The 15,137-nt window shown below is 42.9% G+C and carries 17 protein-coding genes and 2 pseudogenes; 7 read left to right on the top strand and 12 right to left on the bottom strand.

Annotated features, from left to right (window positions below; all coding sequences use genetic code 11):
* Window positions 1–103: 103 nt before the first annotated feature.
* From DP117_RS28665 to DP117_RS28655, 3 genes are all read right to left on the bottom strand, one after another.
* Window positions 104–373, bottom strand: a complete 270-nt coding sequence (locus DP117_RS28665) for a type II toxin-antitoxin system RelE/ParE family toxin (protein ID WP_169221608.1) — start codon at window positions 371–373, stop codon at window positions 104–106.
* On the bottom strand, window positions 370–573 hold the full coding sequence (locus DP117_RS28660; protein WP_169221607.1) for a hypothetical protein: 204 nt from the start codon (window positions 571–573) through the stop codon (window positions 370–372). The genes DP117_RS28665 and DP117_RS28660 overlap by 4 nt, the downstream gene beginning before the upstream one ends.
* Window positions 574–725: 152 nt before the next feature.
* Window positions 726–2,015: an FGGY-family carbohydrate kinase gene (locus tag DP117_RS28655; protein ID WP_169221606.1), complete on the bottom strand. Its 1,290-nt coding sequence runs from the start codon at window positions 2,013–2,015 to the stop codon at window positions 726–728.
* Window positions 2,016–2,184: 169 nt separating this feature from the next.
* Here DP117_RS28655 and psaM point away from each other — a divergent pair, with 169 nt between their 5' ends.
* Window positions 2,185–2,322, top strand: coding sequence for a photosystem I reaction center subunit XII (gene psaM, locus DP117_RS28650; protein WP_169221605.1), 138 nt, complete (start codon window positions 2,185–2,187; stop codon window positions 2,320–2,322).
* Between the two features lie 240 nt (window positions 2,323–2,562).
* A complete protein-coding gene (locus DP117_RS28645; RefSeq protein WP_169221604.1) occupies window positions 2,563–2,967 on the top strand; it encodes a hypothetical protein in 405 nt (134 codons plus the stop codon).
* Between the two features lie 191 nt (window positions 2,968–3,158).
* Here DP117_RS28645 and DP117_RS28640 read toward each other — a convergent pair whose 3' ends face one another.
* Window positions 3,159–3,881 (bottom strand): tetratricopeptide repeat protein, encoded by a 723-nt coding sequence (locus DP117_RS28640; RefSeq protein ID WP_169221603.1) that lies wholly within the window; start codon window positions 3,879–3,881, stop codon window positions 3,159–3,161.
* Between the two features lie 428 nt (window positions 3,882–4,309).
* Between DP117_RS28640 and DP117_RS28635 the strand changes: the two genes are divergently transcribed.
* A complete protein-coding gene (locus DP117_RS28635; RefSeq protein WP_169221602.1) occupies window positions 4,310–4,774 on the top strand; it encodes a hypothetical protein in 465 nt (154 codons plus the stop codon).
* 98 nt (window positions 4,775–4,872) lie between these two features.
* Window positions 4,873–5,430 carry a glutathione S-transferase family protein gene (locus DP117_RS28630; protein WP_169221601.1) on the top strand — a complete coding sequence of 186 codons (558 nt, stop codon included), beginning with the start codon at window positions 4,873–4,875 and terminating at the stop codon, window positions 5,428–5,430.
* An 80-nt stretch (window positions 5,431–5,510) separates the two neighbouring features.
* On the opposite strand, the gene DP117_RS28625 is transcribed toward DP117_RS28630, so the two are convergent.
* The 4 genes from DP117_RS28625 to DP117_RS28610 all read right to left on the bottom strand — a co-directional run bounded on the left by DP117_RS28625 (window position 5,511) and on the right by DP117_RS28610 (window position 7,605).
* Window positions 5,511–6,002, bottom strand: coding sequence for a YajQ family cyclic di-GMP-binding protein (locus DP117_RS28625; RefSeq protein WP_169221600.1), 492 nt, complete (start codon window positions 6,000–6,002; stop codon window positions 5,511–5,513).
* A 41-nt stretch (window positions 6,003–6,043) separates the two neighbouring features.
* A complete protein-coding gene (locus tag DP117_RS28620) occupies window positions 6,044–6,439 on the bottom strand; it encodes an MAPEG family protein (protein WP_169221598.1) in 396 nt (131 codons plus the stop codon).
* Window positions 6,440–6,469: 30 nt separating this feature from the next.
* Window positions 6,470–6,973: a DNA recombination-mediator protein A gene (locus DP117_RS28615; protein WP_169221596.1), complete on the bottom strand. Its 504-nt coding sequence runs from the start codon at window positions 6,971–6,973 to the stop codon at window positions 6,470–6,472.
* A gap of 92 nt (window positions 6,974–7,065) precedes the next feature.
* The gene (locus DP117_RS28610; RefSeq protein WP_169221594.1) at window positions 7,066–7,605 is read right to left on the bottom strand and encodes a PadR family transcriptional regulator; all 540 of its coding nucleotides are present in this window, start codon (window positions 7,603–7,605) and stop codon (window positions 7,066–7,068) included.
* A gap of 123 nt (window positions 7,606–7,728) precedes the next feature.
* On the opposite strand from DP117_RS28610, the gene DP117_RS28605 reads away from it, so the two are divergent.
* A complete protein-coding gene (locus tag DP117_RS28605) occupies window positions 7,729–8,202 on the top strand; it encodes a DUF3291 domain-containing protein (RefSeq protein WP_169221593.1) in 474 nt (157 codons plus the stop codon).
* A 199-nt stretch (window positions 8,203–8,401) separates the two neighbouring features.
* Here DP117_RS28605 and DP117_RS28600 read toward each other — a convergent pair whose 3' ends face one another.
* The 3 genes and pseudogenes from DP117_RS28600 to ebsA all read right to left on the bottom strand — a co-directional run.
* A complete protein-coding gene (locus tag DP117_RS28600; protein ID WP_348983010.1) occupies window positions 8,402–9,595 on the bottom strand; it encodes an RRXRR domain-containing protein in 1,194 nt (397 codons plus the stop codon).
* Between the two features lie 176 nt (window positions 9,596–9,771).
* The gene (locus tag DP117_RS28595; protein WP_169221591.1) at window positions 9,772–10,866 is read right to left on the bottom strand and encodes a phosphotransacetylase family protein; all 1,095 of its coding nucleotides are present in this window, start codon (window positions 10,864–10,866) and stop codon (window positions 9,772–9,774) included.
* 401 nt (window positions 10,867–11,267) lie between these two features.
* Window positions 11,268–11,582: pseudogene (gene ebsA, locus DP117_RS28590) on the bottom strand (type IV pilus biogenesis protein EbsA); the annotation flags it as partial.
* 414 nt (window positions 11,583–11,996) lie between these two features.
* Between ebsA and DP117_RS28585 the strand changes: the two are divergent.
* Window positions 11,997–12,971 (top strand): radical SAM protein, encoded by a 975-nt coding sequence (locus tag DP117_RS28585; RefSeq protein ID WP_169221590.1) that lies wholly within the window; start codon window positions 11,997–11,999, stop codon window positions 12,969–12,971.
* Entirely contained in the window at window positions 12,925–14,379 is a 1,455-nt protein-coding gene (locus DP117_RS28580) for a glycosyltransferase family 2 protein (RefSeq protein ID WP_169221588.1), read from the top strand. The genes DP117_RS28585 and DP117_RS28580 overlap by 47 nt, the downstream gene beginning before the upstream one ends.
* A gap of 80 nt (window positions 14,380–14,459) precedes the next feature.
* Here DP117_RS28580 and DP117_RS28575 read toward each other — a convergent pair.
* A pseudogene (locus DP117_RS28575) lies at window positions 14,460–15,137 on the bottom strand (DNA polymerase III subunit gamma/tau); the annotation flags it as partial.

The following is a 15,137-nucleotide window of genomic DNA, read 5'->3' as shown; positions in this document are numbered from 1 at the left end:
GCCCCCCGACGGTGCGACCTGGCGTGACACAGAGAGAAGAAAAAATGCTTAACCCAAGCGTATTGCTTTATAGTCTCTTAAAATTTGGTCTAATCACGGTAATTCACGTAGATTCTTCTCTATAAACTTCTCTACGATGACCAACTCTTATAACTGATATTAGTAAAACATCATCAAAAACATCGTACAAAACGCGGTAGCTACCCACGCGAATACGATAAGTATCATTACCTCCTTCTAGCTTTACAACCCCACTAGGACGGGGATTTTCAGCTAGTTCTAGAATTTTTTCGTTAATCCTATCTCTAATATCATTGGGTAGCTTTTTTAATTGCTTTGCTACTTTACTTTTAATTTTTATTTGATAGGTCACGATTCTAATTCTCGCTTGTATTCTTCCCAACTAATACTATTATCATTTTGAGCTTCCTTAATAGCCTGAATATCTTCTTCATCTTCAGCCTGGCGAATGTCTAACAGTTGTATGACATCCTCTAAAGTGTCTTCATAAGCTTGTTCCAATTTTTCGTAGATAGCTTTTAATAACGCTTGTCTTTTGGTTGTGGTTTCCATATTGACACCTTGTTTTCTTAGTATTGTAGTTAATATAGGATTCCTACTTGATTTTTGCTCAGCTACGTACAGTTTATGTTTCCTGTTTCTTGTTAAGAGTTCCCTAGCTCAACTAATAAGTTCATAAACCAAACCGGATTCCTATAGCTTAATCATTCTGCACTATCTTTTGGTTTATCACTTTCTCCTCGCATCGCCAACAACGCCGTCCCATAAGCCGCTTCTGTATTCACAGAACGCACTACACGAACCCCTAAAAGACGTTCCCTAATTACCGTCCAAGTGGGATTTGCTGCACCGCCACCAGCAGTGTAAACTTGGGTCAATTGGTCAGCTCCTAATTCTTGTAACAATTCATATCCTCTGACTTCTATCTGAGCGATGCTTTGGAGTAACCCATGCAAAAATTCCACGTCACTAGCTGGACGCGGTTCCAATCTTGGCGGTAGATTTGAGTCATTTATCGGGAAACGTTCCCCAGGCTTCAATAACGGATAATAATCTAATTCGCTGAGTTTTGACTTATCAATTTCACGACTCAAGCTTTCTAATTCAGCTTTGCTAAAAAATTGCTGTAGCACAGCACCTCCGGTATTAGAAGCACCCCCAGTTAGCCATAAATCCCCCAAGCGATGGCTATAAATTCCGTATCTCGCATCTTCTACGCGGGTACGACTCAACAGCTTCAGCACGAGTGTTGAACCCAGCGAAGTCACGGCTTCACCAGGGGATTTCGCACCACTAGCCAGAAAAGCTGCGATACTGTCAGTTGTCCCAGCACACACCATGCAATCTCGACGAAACCCGAACTGTTCCACAATCTTAGAGCGTAATTCAGCAATGGGAGTCCCAGGAGTTACGACTAATGGTAGATGAATTTTTATTTTTAAGTTTATTTTTAAGTTTTCTAGCCATTCTGGGTATTTCAACGCTTCTACGTCATAACCCAGCTTTAAAGCATTATGGTAATCACTAATACCTAAGTGTCCATGCAGGAGAAATGCTAGCCAATCAGCTTGATGTAGAAAATATCTGGCTTGAGCAAAAGACGGCAATTGCGACATCCACAAAAGTTTCGCAAGGCTGGAAGTTGCACTTAATACTGTATGATTTGGAGGTGCTAAGCTTGTGAGTTCCTGGATCATGACTGCTCCCCGTGCGTCGTTGTAGAGTAGTGGTGCGTCTACAGGTTTTCCTGCAGCATCACACAGCATGACTGTGGAAGACGTACCGTTAATAGCAATTGCTCTCATTTTTTGCCGTAATTCTTGAGGAATTTGCTCAAGCAAGCTAAACAAAGCTCTTTTCCAGTAACTTGGCAAGTCAGATGTTTGTGACCTCTCAAACAGAAACTTCGCCTCTGCTTGCACACAAGCTTGCTCGTCAACGACCACAGCTCTTGCACCCGACGTCCCAAAGTCAATTCCCAAATAAACATCCATATTTTTGATAATTTATTTTGATAAACTCTAATGAGTCATGACTCATGACTCATGGCTCATGACTCGTTATTGTTTCATCTTGTAACAACCTATTCCCCAATCTTGTCAAAACAGTGAAAAGTAGTAAACGAAATGTTTAAAATCTGTTGAAATTGGGAGGTTTCAAATCATGTCTATCCTAAATACTCTGTACCTTGCTCAGGTGGGAACTTCTATTTCAGACACTCAAGTGTACATCGCTCTTGTTGTGGCGCTCATTCCAGGTGTTCTGGCTTGGCGATTGTCAACAACACTTTACAATTCATAAGCTCCTCAAGAGCTAGTAAACCTGGTCATATAGGGTACAGTTCTCGAACTTTTGCGACTTAGTATCGTCATTTGTTTGAGACTGTACACGTATAAATACCAGGTTTTTTCTTTTACGTAGACTCAGTGTACCAAGTGCGAAAAAATTAAAGTAACATGGCAGCTAAACAAAAATGCAAAAAGCGCAAATAATGTGCTTTTGCAATGCGTTTACTCATTTAACGAAGTTTCTGTGATCATTATGAACGCATTTCAACCTTCTAGACTCTCGCCACAACCAGCACAACAGCGTCGAATTACCCCAAGACCGAAGCGACGTCTTCGCCAACGCTCTTATCAAGTGATGGCACTAGAAACTACAGTAAAGATAGCTGTTAATGTTGTCATTTCTACAGCAGCTGTCTCTGCTCTAGTACAGCTTTTGCCTTATCATTGGTCGCAGCAAGAAAAATTACGAACTATCCGTATTGATGTCAAGCAGATGGAAGAACGTGTATATGGCTTACAGACAGAGTTTAGCCGTAACTTCGATCCGCGCCAAGCTAAAATGATTATGCAAGAACAGGGCTACCGATTTGACCCCAATCAGCGTCAAGTCGTCTTCCCAAAAGATACAGTAGAACGATTACAACCAGAATCAAACTAACTTCTCATTCGTTATTGCTACTCCTTTCATCAATTTGGAATTTGGTAGTTAGCTTAACAGCTAATAGTTCATAGCTAGTCGCTCACAATAGAGCCATACAGTTATCATCTATTAGCCATTACACAGTTATCAGGATGTTTCGGACTTTGTGTTTCATGGATACGCCACACGAGTGGCAATGAATACAAAATTTACCAAGTAGAATTCTGTGGACCCAGCAACTCGTGTAACCAATTTTCCACTTGTAAACGTAAGTATACACCCGGCTCTCCCTTTTTGAAGGAAGGATTGGGCAGTTGAGTCAAAGCGCGGCGATAATCAGCGATCGCACAATTCCAATCTCCCCAAAGATGATAAGTTCTACCTCGTTGTGCTAAAATATGACCTTCTAATTGATCAAACAGCAGAGCAATCTCAAAATTCTCAATCGCCTCGTCGTATTGTCCTAAGTCACGTAAGGTTATGCCTCGGTTAATCCACGCCCTGACGTAGCTTGGATTCAAATCTAACGCTTGATCATAATCAGCAATTGCTGCAACTAATTCCCCGCAAGCTGCATAGTAATTTGCCCGATTGTTATAAGCACTCGCTAATTTTGGATTAAGTTGCAACGCTGTGTTATAATCGCAAAATGCTTTTTGCGTTTCACCACTTTGAAAATAAATTAGCCCTCGGTTGTTGTAATCAATAGCATTGTGGGGATGACGATGAATTAATTGATTCAACAGAGCGATCGCCTCAGTGTAATTTCCTTGTCGGGCTTTTGTTAAAGCATCGGAGCGCAAGTAGGTGTCTCCAAAACCAGATTTACTGCTACCGTTAGCCCCTTGTTGTAGTACGCTTGTATTGTTAGAGACAAATGGGTTGCGGTGATTTTGTTCGTCACCAAATGGAAAAGATGAGTGACTGTTCATATATTTGTACCTGAGCTACTTGCTCTGTGAGATCAACTTATAAGGTTCCCAACTATTGTGGTTTTCTAACTGTGTCACTTGTTAAGGTGTCTATAAGTCCTGATGGGTAAGGATTGAAGCAAAATGCAATCAAGCTTATCAGTGAGAGTCATGGCTACAAGAGTCAAAAGGAACTTGTGGCTCTCTCACCAGACGAAAGCAAACCATACCCAATAGATGCTTTAATCTAATAATGGATACGTCTTCCTCAAGTTGAATTCCAGACGATACTAAAATCAATCTAGTTGAATACTCAAATCGTGTATTCTGACTTCTGGCTTGATGACGACTCATAGAAGTCAAATTTCACAAGCCACGAAAAATGACTCATGAGTCATTTTTCGGTACTTAGTTATTGATTTTGAATTTTTGATAAAATTTTCTTAATTATGGCAACCCTCACTTCCTTCTCCAACGCTCCTGATTTAGCAGACGACGATTATATTGTTATCGGATTAGCAACTTGCTTTGTGAAAGAAGATGGGGAAGTTCATCAAGTTGAAGTTATAGAACCTATTCCCTCTGCGTCATTAGAAACACTTGTTCAAGGTATTGCGACTTCCTTTAAGCTTGCTTGCGCCACAACTTTGGGAACAGTGATGAACGAAGATAAACTTCAAATTCCTCCTGGATTTCCCCAGACAGCTCAGTTTTGTGATGATTTTGTGGAACGGGCGATCGCAGCAGCTCGTACCTACAAGCGTCGTGACGCGGCTAAATCTCTGATTCCTCTGGGCACAACTTACACTGAGTTTAAGTATTCTACCGAACGCAAGCGGGTGCTAAATGCCTCGCGAGTTGTCACCAAGGAAGACAATGTTAAACAGCATTCCCACACTCACAAAGTTCTTTGATCAGTTATCAGTTATTCAGTTATCTACTATAAGGCAAAAAACAACAGTATAATTACTGTTGACTGATGGTTGTTTACTGTTCTCGCTATTGGGTCATTATGCTAAAACTTTATGGCGGCGCACGTAGCCGCGCATCAATTGTCCAGTGGTATCTGGAAGAACTAGAAATCCCTTACGAATTTGTCAAGCTTGATATGCAAGCAGGCGAACATCGTCAGCCTCAGTATTTGGCTATTAACCCAGTAGGGAAAGTCCCAGCAATTGTGGATGGAGATTTTCAGCTTTGGGAATCAGGAGCAATATTGCTATATTTAGCCGAGAAGCATGACAAAACCACATCTTCTGTAGAACAACGGGCTACATTAGCTCAATGGGTATTGTTTGCCAACGCGACTTTGGGACCTGGAATTTTTGGGGAAGAAAACCGAGAGCGAGAAATGCCGAACTTGATGACTGTTTTGAATGGAATTTTCGAGCGTCAACCTTTCTTGCTGGGTAATGAATTCACAGTTGCTGACGTGGCTGTAGGTTCTATTCTCTCTTACATTCCTGTCATGCTCAAGCTAGATTTGAGCGCCTACCCAGCTGTCTTAAACTACATCAAACAGATGAGTGAGCGTCCAGCTTTTCAAAAAAGTATAGGCGCACGCAGTTAATCACTTGCTAACACTCAAATTCGCTCATTCAAAATTATTTTTTTGAGTTTTGAATGAGCGAATGAAGGAATGGTAGGTAACTAACGATAATTTGTAAACTGCAAAGCAACAGGAAAATCTTCCTGCTTCAGCCGTTGAATAACAGCTTGCAAATCATCTTTATTTTTAGCAGTAACACGCACTGCATCGCCTTGTATCGAAGCTTGTACCTTCTTAAATTCGTCGCGAATCAACTTGGAAATTTGCTTGGCATTTTCCTGATCAATGCCTTTTTTCAGTTTGATTTCTTGACGAACCCGGTTACCACTTGATGATTCGATTTTGCCAAAATCAAAGATTTTTTGGGAGAGAGTGCGCTTTGCTGCTTTTTCGCGCAGTATGTTATGTACGGATTCTAAAGTGAAGTCACTGTCTGTGTTTATGGTAATAGTTTGTTCACCTAACTCAACCGTTGTTTGAGTATCTTTGAGGTCGTAGCGACTTTTAACATCTCGTACAGTTTGGTCAACAGCGTTAACCAATTCTTGTCTATCAAAGTCACTCACAATATCAAAGGAATAGGTAGAAGCCATATCGTTATTTCTGTCGTGCTGTACTAGTCCTGATTTTTCAATTAGGTATTTGCTTGAATGATGCTGAGGATGATAAGAGTAGCAGACCCCAAAGAGCCAATGCCAAACATGAGCGAGCGTAAAACGGGTATATTCAAAATATAAAAAGTTGAGTATAGTAACCTAGCTATTACAAAAGCAGTGACCGCTCCGACAGCAAGGGGAGAAGAAACACCCGTTACGTATGCCATTAACGCTGCTGCTGCAAAAATCATAAACGCTTCAAACGAGTTTTGGTGTGCCCAAGTGGCTCGTTGGGCGTATGGTGGTAGTTTATCAAACATAGCGCGCGGAGCAGAAATATCATACCCAACGCGGGCACGAGCATAAGCTACCACGAGAAACGGTAGATAAATCAGTAGGGCGGCAGCAGCAATAGAGTACAAAAAAATAGTCATTAGTCAAGTACAAAAGTTAATGACGAATGGTTAATCAAAGTAAAATAACGTCACCACCTTTCTTTGTTCTTCTGCATCTCTGCAAGTTTGCAGTAAAATACCACTGTCATGAAATGCAAAACAGATCAGTTGCTGACAGCGGGAGATAATTTCCTTGTTACACAAGTAACTAGCTTCAGCAAGGGACATATGGTCATTTCCAGAGTTTTCCACCAGATGCATAACCTGTTCTAATTGCTGACGCGATTCATGAGGCTGGCGTTCTAAGCTTTGAGGTAGAATCACCGTCAACAAATTCGGGTCAGCTCGTGTTGCTCCCTTAATAGCAGCTGAGTTTGTACCTGTAGCGCCAGAGGTGATCATCCGATTGCCTGATAAAACTAAGGCATAGGTCATCATTTCAATAAGATGCTGATGAGTAATCGGCACGTGACGGGAACCCAGCAACGCAATTCGTCTAGAACCCGTTTGCTGGATTGTCGCCAGTTCTTGCGCTAATGTATCGACGTTGTAATGGTCTATTGACTGGCTCAAAGACGGACAAAATCAGATTAAACAACCTAGCTATTGTAACAGACCTAGGGGAGTTCTCTGTCAGCTATTTGTCATCTCGTCATGCTATTTTTCTATTTGCTCACTTTCAATAGCCCAATTGCTTGCTCACACCAAGTCAGCCAATATGTTTCATAACTTATACCATTGAGTAAAGTCAGGTACTGAAATTTTGCTTGTTCTGGCAGTTGTTGAGAATTTTGGAAGTATCGTTGCTCCAAAACTTTATATGTAGATAATTTTTCTTGGTGAGCCTGACGATGACGCTCGAGCTCTTCCAAGATTGTTTGCTTTTGAGCAACAGAACCACCAAAAATTTTAACCAGTAAGTCGTCTTTTATCGGCGTCGGTTCACATGGCTGTGCAATCCACTTCTGAAGCTGTTGTTTTCCCTCTTCGGTGACATGGTAAAGCTTTTTATCCGGACGTCCTTCCTGAGGAATCATCTGGGATGCAATCCAGCCTTGAGCTTCGAGTTTAGACAACTCACGATAAATCTGCTGGTGACTAGCTGACCAGAAAAAGCCTACTGAACCGTCAAATTGCTTGGCTAAGTCATATCCGCTACAGGGACGATCAACAACAGATGCCAATATCGCATGAGCTAAAGCCATAAAAATCCTCCTTGACATATGCAACTTTTTGAATATACTCTTTTAATATGCAACTAGTTGCATACAAAAAGAGTGCTTAGTCTTTGGCTCCTCAAAGCTGTCAATAACAAGGAGAAAGGTAAAATGGTATTAGTTTCAGTCACACGCTTGCATCTTAAGTCGCCTCGTTATTTTCCAGCCTTTTTATGGCACAATGCGCTTTCATCATGGCAAATCATTAACACTCCTGGATTTGTGGGTGGTAAACTCACAAGCGACAAGCAGGGAGGTGCTTGGACTGTGAGCATGTGGGAGGATGAATCAGCAATGCGACAGTACCGTAACTCCGGCGCACACCGCCAAGCCATGCGCCACTTACCACATTGGTGTGATGAAGCCGCAGTTGTTCACTGGAAGCAAGAAAACACAACTTTACCTGACGCTTGTGAGGCTCATCGCCGGATGGTGAATGAGGGTCATTTTGGCAAAGTCCTTGAACCATCAACCGCTCACCAAAAGCGACAAATCCCAGAACCAGCATTACCTAATGGAGTGCCATTGCCTCAAAGAAAAAAACATTCTTCACAGCATAAGCAATTCAAAATTCAAAATGATTAAATCACCGATTAGCGCTCATTTTGAGTTGGAGTTTAAATCCCCAACTCAAACTGTCTTTAATGCGGTACCTTATGAATTTTGAATTTTGAATTGTTAACAGGGCACCCCACGAAGAGCGCGGTGTCTGTGCTCCCCATCTTCATCTCTTTTTCGCGCGAGACCCCAAGTGCAGCGAAGTGGAACTTGGGGAGGTAAGCGGTCAAATCTGACCCCTCAATGGGGGAAGATTTGACAATCCCTTGTTCGGTAATACTAGTAGCCCAGTACTTCGCTTGACCAAACAGGTTTTTTTGGCAGAAAACTGCCCGATGCGTTTCCAGTTGATGTCGCTAACTGAGACTTGACGCTCGGTGTCTCCAGACACCCAACCATAGACAACACGCCTTGCCATTTCAGCTTTGACATAATCACCTTTGCGGAAGCCGTGACGGGTAATTGTCCCGCCATACTTGCGCCTAACCCCAGCCTTTGATGGAACCATCAGATGAAGTTGACGACGACAAATTGGTGGACGCCTCACAACAACGAATGGCGCTGGGGTAATATCGACAGAACCTTCCCACCAGCCTTGTTTACCTTTAAGTTGTCTATATCGGACAAATTGGCTTGCTGCTAGACTGATCCCGTCAACTGCATGAGTAGCGGGAATTGCATCCCCCTTCTTGGTTTTCTGTTTTTCCAGTCTCAATTGTTGTCTGAGTAAGAAGGTTTGCCAACCTTCTTGGGTGACTACTGGCAGCAGTATTTTGAGCTGGTCAATTGCCCAATATTGACCGACCATAACCGGGGAAAACCCCTTATCTCCACGAGCTACGACTACTTCCCAAACAGCTGTAGTCAGAGGATAGATTTTAGCCAGTTCCTTGATAATTCGTAGTTCTAGCTGTCTATTGGCTCGGATGGATGGTGGAACTTTTTTGAATCGTCGATGATCAAATCTGGCTTGACGGTGAGCTCTTTGGCTATAAGGAACTTTACGGTTGATTCGCCGACCCCTACGACCACGACGCATCATCCGACGTTGTTCCATCCGCCTCTTGACGGTATCGAATGGTAGTTGCAAATGAGCCATCCATAGTGTGACCTTAGCTGATTGAACACCAATGCCCGTGTACTTTTTGCCGGGGTCAACACCGACACTGATTGGCTGGGTTTTGGTATCAGACGGCTTGGATACCAATTGAACCGTGAAAATCCCTAAGTCGTTATGAACAACTTTAGCTTTTCCACTTTTTAACCACCTTCTTGCGCGACTTGGTTTTGTCGGCATAAGTGGTTGTCCTTCTGGTGATAAAACTGGTACTCGCATTGGAGATAATCCTTGAGTCAAGTTTTTAGTCCCTTCGCACACCTCTATCAGGATGATTCCGCCTTTTAGACGAAACAGTGACAAGCTGTTTTGCAGATAACTCAGGCTAGGGAAGTACCTGAGAGTGCGTACCAGATAGAGGCTCCAACGTGCTAGTCAGCTCTTGCGTTGCAAGCCCTGCCTCTTACAAGCCCTAGGTGTAGCGTTTAGCGGAACCTAGGGTAGTTGACGACTGAATCAAACTTGGTATTTGTGGATTTTCAAGACAGTGCCGCTGCTGGATTAAAATTTAGCAAAGCAAGCAAACGATCAACATCAAAATGTTGAGTCATGAGATGGCGAATACACTCGACTTTCATCGGTTCGTGAACACGAACTGTACCAAAAGTGCGGTCAATAATTTCCACAGTCGTTAAGGTATCTAAATCAACTGATAAAATTGGAATTTCCAGTTCTTCTGCACGATTGAGAATGAAGGAAGGGGGAGGTAATTGTCCAGTGAGGATGAGGCATTGGGTGGAAGTTTCCAAAGCAGCTTGCTGAATTTCTACGCGATCGCCCCCTGTCACCACCGCCATATTCCGACGCATACGAAAATACTTCACCGCTGCGTTCACATTCATCGCCCCAATTGCCAGACTTTCTACCATCAAATCCAGGCGATCGCCGCAGCAAAGAACTTCCGCATTTAACTGGTTTACTAGTTCGCGCACGCTTACACTGCGTAACAAATCGCTTTTTGGTAACATCCCCAGCACAGGAATACCCTGTTGTTCTAAAAACGGACGGATAGTAGTGTTCACAGCTTGTAATTGTTCTGCTGGAATATCGTTGATGACAACACCAAGCAAACGGTTGTCCAGACGCTGTTTAGCGGACAAAAGTGCTTCTACTAAAAGCAGCGATTTGTAGCGGGCTACCAACAGTACAGCAGCATCCACCACTTCTGCGACTTGCAGCAAAGACAAATCAAACAAACTGCCTTCTTCCAAATTACCAGGACCCTCTAACAACACCAAGTCGCCGAAGAGTTTTTGTGAATATTGCTGGGCGAGGAACTTTTGATAATCAGTTTTGTCTTGCCCCTGCAAACGTTTTTGTACAGTGGCTTCATTTAAAGCCAGTGTAGTGGGTACAATGCGGTTTTTTGGTAGGTTGAGGCTATGAGTAATAAATTGAACATCCTCCTCAACTACGGTTCCTCCAGATTGACTTAAACAAGTACCTAGCGGTTTACCATACGCAATATCCAGTCCTTTGTGTTGTAGTTGATAAGACAAACCCAGGACTGTTGCAGATTTACCACAGTAAGGCTTTGTAGAGCCAATTAACAAATACTTCGCGGATTTTGGCACACATGCACTCCTAAAGTTACAAAAATTAAGTCATTTTCAACGCTCACCAATCAGCTTGGTTTTTGCTGTAAATGTTTTTTCGGTGGTGAGACAGCGCGATTCAAAGTTGTCTACCTACTTGACCGTAGGAATAATTGCTCAACTTTTTAGGAAGTGTTGATAGTTCTCAAGAAAGCTTTTTTTACGGTAGCATAGCCAAAACCAGCAATTCTAAAACTCTATTGCCAGAAAGTGCGTATAAGACATTACTCAATGCGCAGGAGTTTGCGGTAAAATACTTGAGGAAAATCAGTGACGCGCTCACCCGGAGGATTGATACTAGCCCCGATAGGCGAAGCCGTGCCGCAGGCATAGGGGGCGCTAGCTCCTTTCGGAGCGCTACGCAAACGCAAACGCGTATCGCGCTCGTAATTTTCTATAATTTCAATTAAAACATGAATAAATTCAAAGCTTGCCATCATGACTTCATAACTTAACTGAGCGTTGCCATCAAACTGCATTCGGCAACGGGTTAAGTCTGAGGGCAAAGTCGCAACATTCCAAGTTGCAACAAAAGGAATATTATTGCTGCCTTCTATCTTGCGGTATCCTTCTAAAACACCCTTTTGATAAAGACTCATCGCATAAGGTAAAAAATGACGCTTGTTACCCTGAATGTAAGGCAAGTAGATGCTTGCTTGTTGTGGAGTCGCAGGCTGGAGTTGCTCAAATGACATACTCTAACTATTCCTTAAGTCGGTTGACAAAGTAATCACTTTAATGGTTTTTCTCAAAAAGAAGAATTCTGAATTCTGAATTTAGAATTTAGAGTGTAATCAGTCAGCGGCTCAACCCCATCACTGATTAGAAACCACCAAATTTTTGATTTGGTGGGGGCTTGAACCCAAAATTCATCCACAAAAGTCAGAATTCAGCTTGGGTGAAGAAGAATTTTTCTTCATTTGTTCTGAGTTTGTGAGTTGGTAAGTGCTGTTTTTGTCAATAGTACTCCCAAAAAAATGTTTGTGTACTATCCATTGGGACACAACGAGAGTCAAACGAGCTAAGGAAAATAATTTTTGGCTTTTGACTTTTCAGTTTTGATTTTTTGTTTAAAGATGTCCTAAGAAACACTTAAGTGGTCTTACACTATGGCTCCACTGGTTGCAAATTACTACTTGACTTACCGCTGTAATGCTAGATGTCATTTTTGTAATATTTGGTCATTAGAACCGGGAAAAGAAGCAGATTTTGAAACAATAAAACAGAACTTGAACGATTTACGCCGTCTGGGCGTTAAGTATGTGGACTTCACAGGAGGTGAACCACTCCTACGACATGATGTGGGACAAATTTATACAGAGGCGAAACGTTTGGGTTTTGCCACTAGTATGACGACAAACACGATTCTGTATCCGAAAAAAGCGAAGGAAATTCAGGGATTAATAGACTATTTAAATTTTTCTTTAGACGGTTCAGATGCGGATACTCACGATCAGTCGCGAGGAGTCAAAATTTTTGACAACTTAGTTGAGTCAGTGGCGATCGCCAAGTCTTTTGGAGAATACCCAGTACTCAACCACACTGTCACCGCTCAGAATTACCACCGGATTGAAGAAATTGGACAATTAGGCAAAAAACTTGGTGTTCGTGTTTGGCTAAATCCCGCCTTCACAGCACACGAACACTACAACTCCAACAAGAATCCGACACCAGAAATGGTAACGGCAATAGAAACAACTGCAAAGAAATATAACAATGTCGGTTACAATAAAGCAGCACTAGCATTTATTGAAGCTGGAGGCAATGATACTAAAAATCCCCGGTGTAAAGCCGTGGACGCTGTCATTGCAATCTCCCCTAACGACGAACTACTGCTACCTTGCTACCACTTCGCCCAAAGTGGAGTTCCCATTAACGGGCGACTTTACGAGTTGTATCGTGAGTCTGAGGAAGTTGAACACTACCGTCAATCTCAAGGTAAGCTCAAAGTATGTGAAGGTTGCACAGTTTGGTGTTACCTGATACCCAGCTTCTTTATGGGTGTAGACAAATATTGGTGGTTAAATCAAGTAACCTATGCCAGCGAATTCCTGGCCCGAAAACGATTCTTACAACGAGCTTGATCCGCTGAATTCTTCCGAAGCTCTGATCGGCAAAAGCCGCCGCTCAGACTTCTCCCTATTTTCTGACTTACCTGATTCAGAGGAGTTAGAGGAAGAGACATCCGCGAGTGTGTCTCTTCCATACCGGTTTCAAGGTCGTAGACGCAAAGCCGCTCTAGTTTTGACAATCGTCTGGAGTGGGACAATCGCTTTGCATTTAGTTTCTTGGGGGACTCTGTTTGTACTGGGACTGACGACTCTTATAGGAATTCATGCCTTAGTGGTCGTGTTCACCCGACCAAAACGTTACCCAGAACAAATGCAGACAGATTTGCCATATATCTCTGTCTTAGTAGCAGCGAAAAATGAAGAAGCAGTCATTTGCAGATTAGTCAAGAGCCTTTGTAGTCTAAAGTACCCAGAAGGACAATACGAAGTCTGGGTGATAGATGATAATAGCACCGATACGACACCGCAGCTACTATCAGAACTAGCTCAGGAATACGAGCAACTAAAGGTTCTGCGGCGAAAGCCAGAAGCAGGCGGAGGAAAATCCGGGGCGTTAAATCAGGTGCTAGCGCTGACAAAAGGAGACATATTGGCAGTGTTTGATGCCGATGCCCAGGTGTCACCGGACTTGTTAGAGCGTGTCGTACCGTTGTTTCAACGAGAAAACGTGGGCGCAGTGCAAGTCAGAAAGGCGATCGCCAACGCCAAAGAAAATTTCTGGACAAAAGGTCAAGCAGTAGAAATGGCACTCGATACATTTCTACAGCAGCAGCGGACAAGCATTGGCGGTATTGGTGAACTGCGGGGTAACGGTCAATTTGTCCGGCGAAAAGCCCTCTCTAGTTGCGGTGGCTGGAATGAAGAAACCATTACCGATGATTTGGATTTGACACTGCGCTTACATTTAGAAAAGTGGGATATTGAGTGCGTATTCAACCCAATGGTAGAAGAAGAGGGTGTGACCAATGCCATTGCCCTTTGGCATCAGCGCAACCGTTGGGCAGAAGGTGGGTATCAGCGGTATTTGGATTACTGGGATCTGATTTTGAGAAATCGCATGGGTACGCGCAAAACCTGGGATTTGTTAGTGTTTTTGCTGATTCAATACATCTTACCCACAGTGGCAGTACCAGATTTCTTAATGGCGATCGCACGACATCGCCCACCTATTTTCAGTCCAATGACAGGTTTGACAGTAACAATCTCAATGGCGGGGATGTTTGCTGGGCTAAGGCGTATATGTCAAGACAGGGAATTTAAAATATCTACCTATTTTCTGCTGCTACTCCAAACTTTGCGCGGCATATTATATATGTTTCACTGGATAGTTGTCATCAGTAGTACGACTGCTCGAATGTCAGTGCGTCCTAAGCGGTTGAAATGGGTGAAAACAGTACATCAAGGTAAAAATGAGGAATGAACAGTTATCAGTTACCAGTTATCAAGGAAGCGCAGTACCAGTAGTTATTTTGTTGAGTGTTGACTAATCAATTGTCAATTTTAAAACTCATCATCAACTTCTACTTCACCTTCCCACTCACCTGAACTTGTGGAAGTCGGTCGTTGTATGTCATCTGTCAATCGGATGATTTCTCCATCAAAGATGTGTGCCAGACGTTGTGCGGCGGCTGTGACTTCATCAACTTCCCAATCAGGCGTGGAGGCTTGAGGCTGAGTTGGAGACGGTGTATCACCACGATGAGTTGTGTCTGTAGTTTTCAGTGCAGCATTCTTTGCTGTATCTGAAAATTTCGTCGTCGGTGACTGGGTTGATTTGGGAAGTTCCACAGAAGGCGCAGTGGGTGGTTTGTCACTGGGACGAGTTGTAGGCTTATTTTGAGGAGAAGTTAATGGTGGGATAGAAGTTGTTGAAGTTGCTTTTTCCACCCTAATGTTGACGTCGCATTTAAAAGTTTCTTTAAATGCTTCTACAATTCTGGGTTGGTCTAATTTTACTCGTTCATACCATGCTTCTTTAATCGCAACACGAGCTACAGTACCATCAAATTCTACAAGATGGCACATTTGACGCAGTAGCTCTCGCCTTGAAATTGGCTGGAGATTAGTTAGCACTTGCTGCCAAACTTGAGTTAAGTCAAATTGTTTGACTTGTGCAACTTCTTCCTCTGTTGGGGAAACTGAGGTAGTTGCTTCTATTTCAGGGGGTGGTTCTGGGGG

This window comes from Brasilonema sp. UFV-L1, from assembly GCF_012912105.1.
Taxonomy (GTDB): domain Bacteria; phylum Cyanobacteriota; class Cyanobacteriia; order Cyanobacteriales; family Nostocaceae; genus Brasilonema.
The sequence above is the reverse complement of the archived record's forward strand: the minus strand, read 5'-3'. Positions and strand labels throughout refer to the sequence as shown.

Excerpts from the sequence above, each read along its gene's own strand:
- DP117_RS28660 (WP_169221607.1), bottom strand. The coding sequence starts at position 573 with ATGGAAACCACAACCAAAAGACAAGCGTTATTAAAAGCTATCTACGAA.
- DP117_RS28655 (WP_169221606.1), bottom strand. The coding sequence starts at position 2,015 with ATGGATGTTTATTTGGGAATTGACTTTGGGACGTCGGGTGCAAGAGCT.
- psaM (WP_169221605.1), top strand. The coding sequence starts at position 2,185 with ATGTCTATCCTAAATACTCTGTACCTTGCTCAGGTGGGAACTTCTATT.
- DP117_RS28645 (WP_169221604.1), top strand. The coding sequence starts at position 2,563 with ATGAACGCATTTCAACCTTCTAGACTCTCGCCACAACCAGCACAACAG.
- DP117_RS28640 (WP_169221603.1), bottom strand. The coding sequence starts at position 3,881 with ATGAACAGTCACTCATCTTTTCCATTTGGTGACGAACAAAATCACCGC.
- DP117_RS28635 (WP_169221602.1), top strand. The coding sequence starts at position 4,310 with ATGGCAACCCTCACTTCCTTCTCCAACGCTCCTGATTTAGCAGACGAC.
- DP117_RS28630 (WP_169221601.1), top strand. The coding sequence starts at position 4,873 with ATGCTAAAACTTTATGGCGGCGCACGTAGCCGCGCATCAATTGTCCAG.
- DP117_RS28625 (WP_169221600.1), bottom strand. The coding sequence starts at position 6,002 with ATGGCTTCTACCTATTCCTTTGATATTGTGAGTGACTTTGATAGACAA.
- DP117_RS28620 (WP_169221598.1), bottom strand. The coding sequence starts at position 6,439 with ATGACTATTTTTTTGTACTCTATTGCTGCTGCCGCCCTACTGATTTAT.
- DP117_RS28610 (WP_169221594.1), bottom strand. The coding sequence starts at position 7,605 with ATGGCTTTAGCTCATGCGATATTGGCATCTGTTGTTGATCGTCCCTGT.
- DP117_RS28605 (WP_169221593.1), top strand. The coding sequence starts at position 7,729 with ATGGTATTAGTTTCAGTCACACGCTTGCATCTTAAGTCGCCTCGTTAT.
- DP117_RS28585 (WP_169221590.1), top strand. The coding sequence starts at position 11,997 with ATGGCTCCACTGGTTGCAAATTACTACTTGACTTACCGCTGTAATGCT.
- DP117_RS28580 (WP_169221588.1), top strand. The coding sequence starts at position 12,925 with ATGCCAGCGAATTCCTGGCCCGAAAACGATTCTTACAACGAGCTTGAT.